The organism is Planktotalea sp. (assembly GCF_039984035.1).
In the GTDB taxonomy this organism is placed as follows: domain Bacteria; phylum Pseudomonadota; class Alphaproteobacteria; order Rhodobacterales; family Rhodobacteraceae; genus Planktotalea.
The window spans coordinates 1-4,779 of record NZ_JBDWVM010000189.1; the positions used below are offsets into that span (position 1 = coordinate 1).

General features: G+C 49.6%; 7 protein-coding genes. 1 reads left to right on the forward strand and 6 read right to left on the reverse strand.

The window, feature by feature from the left end; translation table 11 throughout:
* The 6 genes from ABJQ89_RS08765 to ABJQ89_RS08790 form a co-directional block, all read right to left on the reverse strand.
* Nucleotides 1-241 (reverse strand): hypothetical protein (locus tag ABJQ89_RS08765; RefSeq protein WP_348495870.1); only part of this gene is annotated, 241 nt, incomplete at its 3' end.
* Complete coding sequence (locus tag ABJQ89_RS08770) at nucleotides 238-2,061, reverse strand: asparagine synthase-related protein (protein ID WP_348495871.1); 1,824 nt, start codon at nucleotides 2,059-2,061, stop codon at nucleotides 238-240. The genes ABJQ89_RS08765 and ABJQ89_RS08770, both read right to left, overlap by 4 nt.
* A 13-nt stretch (nucleotides 2,062-2,074) precedes the next feature.
* The gene (locus tag ABJQ89_RS08775; protein ID WP_348495872.1) at nucleotides 2,075-2,227 is read right to left on the reverse strand and encodes a hypothetical protein; all 153 of its coding nucleotides are present in this window, start codon (nucleotides 2,225-2,227) and stop codon (nucleotides 2,075-2,077) included.
* Nucleotides 2,228-2,518 (reverse strand): PqqD family peptide modification chaperone, encoded by a 291-nt coding sequence (locus ABJQ89_RS08780; protein ID WP_348495873.1) that lies wholly within the window; start codon nucleotides 2,516-2,518, stop codon nucleotides 2,228-2,230.
* Between the two features lie 71 nt (nucleotides 2,519-2,589).
* Nucleotides 2,590-3,444 carry a sulfotransferase domain-containing protein gene (locus ABJQ89_RS08785; protein ID WP_348495874.1) on the reverse strand — a complete coding sequence of 285 codons (855 nt, stop codon included), beginning with the start codon at nucleotides 3,442-3,444 and terminating at the stop codon, nucleotides 2,590-2,592.
* Entirely contained in the window at nucleotides 3,441-4,388 is a 948-nt protein-coding gene (locus ABJQ89_RS08790; RefSeq protein WP_348495875.1) for a hypothetical protein, read from the reverse strand. Before ABJQ89_RS08790 ends, ABJQ89_RS08785 begins: the two co-directional genes overlap by 4 nt.
* Nucleotides 4,389-4,580: 192 nt before the next feature.
* Between ABJQ89_RS08790 and ABJQ89_RS08795 the strand changes: the two genes are divergently transcribed.
* Nucleotides 4,581-4,779, forward strand: a 199-nt coding sequence (locus ABJQ89_RS08795; protein ID WP_348495876.1) for a hypothetical protein, incomplete at its 3' end; no start/stop codon positions are given.

Consider the following 4,779-nt stretch of genomic DNA (forward strand, 5'->3'; position numbering starts at 1 on the left):
CGTCTTTGATCGGCAGGGTGATCATGCGCCGCTTATGACCGACTTTGACAAAGTTTCCTGACTGCGTGCTTGTCTCAAAACTGGCTTCGGCTTGGGTTTTGAGCGCAGCTAGCAGGTCGAGCGGAAGAAAGTCTGAAATCAACAGACAGCCCGTTTTTTCAAAGGTTTTCTGCGTAGCTTTGTCGTTAAGTTGATCCAAGCGACAAGATGGGAGCAATTGTGTTGAGCCGTCTTGTGTCATTTTGATCCAAGCCCAATGAATTGAACCGCGAGCAGACGTCGCGCGACACCGGTGTTTTTGACCACGTTGTTTTCTTCCAAAGAATCTAACAGTTTGTCGCGATCAATGAAATCCAGTCTCGGGGACTTGATTTCGCCGCGCTTCAAACGTTTTCCATATTCGATCAATGCCTCGACACCCGCTTGCATGCCTGCGCCCGCCCTCGCTGGTTCAGTCCCTTTGGGGCGGGAGCATATCAAATCCGGCAAAATGGGTGCCATCGCTTGCCGAAAGAACAGTCGCTGCTGATGCGGATTCTGAAAGGCGTGCTCAGGGAGTGCAAAGCAAAATTCCAGCACGCGCTTGTCGAGCAGAGGGTAGACGTATGTGAGCCCGTGTTTGGCCCCATCGCCAGCCCAACCTTCAAGCCGCTCGCAAATTTGACCCCTTTCGAACGAGTCGCACATCGTATTACGAGCACTGGTTTTTCGAACATCAGGCCAAGCTGGAAGTGGCTTGACGCCTGCAAAGGCATCGCGATTGAGCATGGGAATGCGATGCGATAGAGCGGCTCTTTGCGAAGAGGACAATAGAAAATTTGTGCGAGTTCTACGCGTGAGCACCCTTAAGAGCGACTTCCATTTCGAAACGCCGTAAGGCGATTCACGGATGAAGGTTTGCAAAATGGTCTCTGGCAAGAGCAATGCGTACAATCCAGCACGCAGTTCCGATGCGATGGCTTTGAAGCCGTTTCTGCCTGTCGCCTTGGCAAATTTGTAAAGCTGAAACCACTTAAAGCGCAGCGCTAGTCCCGGCAGATATCCACGGCCATTGAACGAGGCAACTTCGTCGCCGCCAACGCCGGATAAGAGCACTTTGACCCCAAGCGATTGCGCGCGTTTCTGAACGGGCCATTCGCCATAGATGCCGCCCGTTGCCTTGTTTACGGTTTCATCACGATCCCAAATTTCCAGACAATCTTGTTTTATGATCGGACAATATTGCAGCTCTAGTCCGAGCTCATCAGTCGCGCTATCCAGCAGCTCATACTCATGCGGATGTGCGTCTTTCCACGTTTGCGTGGGGTTATCTGAAAGCGTTTCTATGTGATCAGGATGTGGTTGCCATGCAAATGCAGTGGGGGCAGGGCGCTTGGTTTCGCGCAAAATTTCGGTGGCGAGAATGGCAACTGATGTGCAGTCCAGACCGCCGCTGATATGGACGCCGATGTTATCATGATCGGGCAATCGGTCTTTAACCGCTTGCCTATATATTTCGCGGAAACGTTGATGAGCGCTTTCTGGATTTGAGTAATCCATCGGGGCAATGTCGCGTGGGCTCCAATAGCGCGTGAGGGTACGACCCTTTGGTGTGATGGTCACGACATGCGCTGGAGGGACCTTTTTTATGTCAATCAGAAAAGTGTGTTCAGGATGATAAAGCGGGCGCTCCAAAGCCTGACGTGCAAAGGGTTTGTCAATGTCCCTCGACGCATCGCTCTCTACTAGAACGTTTTCAATTGTTTCTGCGATAACAAAGTGGCGAGGTCCTGAGTGGTAATAGGCGATACCACAGCCGCTGACGTCCCGAAAACAGATGATCGAGCGTTTTTCGGGGTCCCAAAACGCGATGACAAAATCACCAATGATGAGATCAGCGCTTGTTACCCCAAACCGTTCGTAGAGTGTCTCTAAAACGCTTCGCAAAGGCGCAACGCTGTTCAGGTCGCACTGCTCTGCCAAGTGATTTTTGTTGTCGATGCGCCCGGTGAAAAACACGAGCTCAACTGTGCTAGATGCAGCTTTTCCAGCCGTCGGCCAAATAAATCGACCAATCGTCATCTACACGATCCGTTTATGACGGACGGTAACCGAAAAAGTTTTCAGCCGGATCAATTCGGAAAGACCCAGTTTTGGTTTCAGATGGGACGTCCAGAACTTTAAGCTCAAGAGTTTCCCAAGGCTTTTTGTCCATCGTGTCCAAAGGTGTTTTTGTCGTGTTCGTCATTTATTTTACTCCATTCGGGAGGACAATTAGATCGCGTTCAAGCAGGGATTTCAAAAAAGGCAATACTTCCGATTCGCATTGCTCTGTTGATACTTCATATTCAGCCAAAAGCGTTTCCGATATAGATTTAACAGTCTGTTCGGTCTCAAGTAAATGCCAGATACGACCCGCGGGGCCCGGCATGCTGAAATAAGAGCCGTTCTGAACGTCCATCATTACCACTTCGTCATCCAATTCGGATGCCAAGATATGCGGTGAACGCATCAGGGTCGTGGTCGTTTCAATCGTCATCTTCGGCTCCGTCAATTCTAGAGGTTGCTAACATTTATCGGCGTACCATTCAAGATTGTAAATGTCCGTTTTCAAACGATTTGCGGCTCATAACCAAGTTGCTTCATCATACTTACATGATCTGAATGCAACCGTTCTTGTTGTTCTGATGTAAGTTGTTGCTTCCAGTTGTTGTTCTGGCCTTTGCGAAAGAAGGAAGCCGCCCCGGTTTGCATTGCTGCGAATCCGTCTTTGAGCTCCTGCGCTCTTAGGTTCTCGAACGCGTTAAAAGCGATGGTTTTTTGCAAACGCGCCTCGTTTATAGGCTCATTCATGAAGCTGAGTACTTTGGAAAACGCCATTTCGGGCTGATCTAGCAAATCTTCATATCGCACGACAAGAAGCGGCATAGATCCTTCGAACCAAGACTGGGCAAAGCTGCTCCATGAACCTGTTTCATGAGGAATCAGTTCCGTTTGGATGCGCTGGGAGCTTTGGGAATTACGAGACATTCGCGTAATTGTGTCATCGATGCTCATACGCAAGAAGTGGGACATCGACACTGCGACATCCAGAGGGTTTCTAACGATTAATATCGCACCCGCGGATGTCGCTTCGGAAAAGACTGCCTCGCCTGACGATGTGCGTGTAAAACACTCGTGCGTTTTGACAAATTGAAAGTCCTGAGAACCTGCCATCATGTCATAAATGCGGGGCCTCAAATCGGTCAGTGTTTCAGTAGGAAAATCGGCCGTTTCTAACCCAAGCAATTCGTCGAAGCGTTTTCGGTGATATGCGAGTGTTCCACTAGGTAAGGCGTTGATATTTAATGGGACATCGAGGCCGGAAAAGTAGGTGGCGAGCAACATGCGTAGCCAAGTGTTTCCCGATTTCGGATATGACGCGATCCAATATGTGCATTTGCTTTTGGCTTGGATCGTAGTCATCTGGCCGCCGATTGCTGAGCTGATTGGTGTGTCTTGTTAGAGGGAATGATGCCAAGTTCTTCTTCAAGCTTATCAACCACATTTTCTAGCCTGCGCAAATCATGAGGTCGTGTTAGTGTGTTAAACTGGGCCTGCGCGGCGATCTGGTTCAGAGCCGTGAAATTGCTTTCGAGCAGCTGCATGCCTTTCAGAAAAGTCCTGCGATAAACATTACTAGAAAGCTGCGGCAGAGCTTCAATGCCCTTAAGGTTCGAAATTGAGATCGCGTCCTCCGGGGTCCATTTCAAGAAAACGATTTTGTCCAACGGTGTCTTTTGGGAGCAAAATGGCGTGGCAGTAAATGTGCGTTTTCCTTGCGCTTGACCCAAGTTAGGCTCCGGGCGGTCCAACCCGAGTGTTTCGAATGCATCAAGCATCAATGAAACTTTCGGCCAAGCGGGGTGAACCCAAGCTTCCTGCTTTGTGCAGGAAATTGCAGTGATGTCATCACTTATCATTGGATAGCCCCGTTGATTGAGCGCGCTCAGCAAGAGCGATTTTCCTGACCCAGACACGCCGGCGAGCAGAACTGCGCCTGACGCGCTTTCAAAGGCTGCGGCATGTAGCAAGAATACCTGACGTTGCTGCATGAGGGCGGCAACTCCCGCGCTTAGTAAGAGCGTTTCTACGTCCGCCATTGGTGCATCGGGCACCAAGTTGATTAGGATTTCGTGCCCATCCTTCACCCTAATCGTGGCAACATTCGGTAGCGCCAATTCAAAACAGTCTGGCGCCGTCTTCCAGAGCAATCCCTGATCTGTGGCTTCAAATGTTTCTTGCTCAAAATCCGAGCACTTCCAGAATAAATCAGGCGCATTTTCGCTCTCGTCTGGCAAGAGACGATCGAGTTTTAAGTCCGATGCGAGCACCAGATCAAAAAGACGATATCGAAAGTGTTTCGACATTACGGTTGATCCATTCTTTCGATCAAAGCAAGCTCGTAAAAAGGGGCGGGAAACCTCCTTTGCGAACGGTCAATTTTAAAGGCCCGCACAAAAAAAACCAGCGAATTACAATGACGGTGGACCGAAAAAACAATCAAGCTTAAAGATAGGCGGCTTACACGGCACAGACGCGAAACCTAATGGGAGGTGCACATGATTGTTGTTCTAACGCTCGGGCGCTCTGGCTCCTCTCTTATGATGCAGACGCTAAAGATTTTGGGCGCGGACGTGTTTGGGTTTGCTTTCGGTAAGAACCCAACAAAACGGCACGTCGAGGCCAATCCCAAAGGATACTTCGAAGATGGCCAATTGTTTGCAAAGGGTCTTAATTCGCATGCTTTCAAGAAGCTTC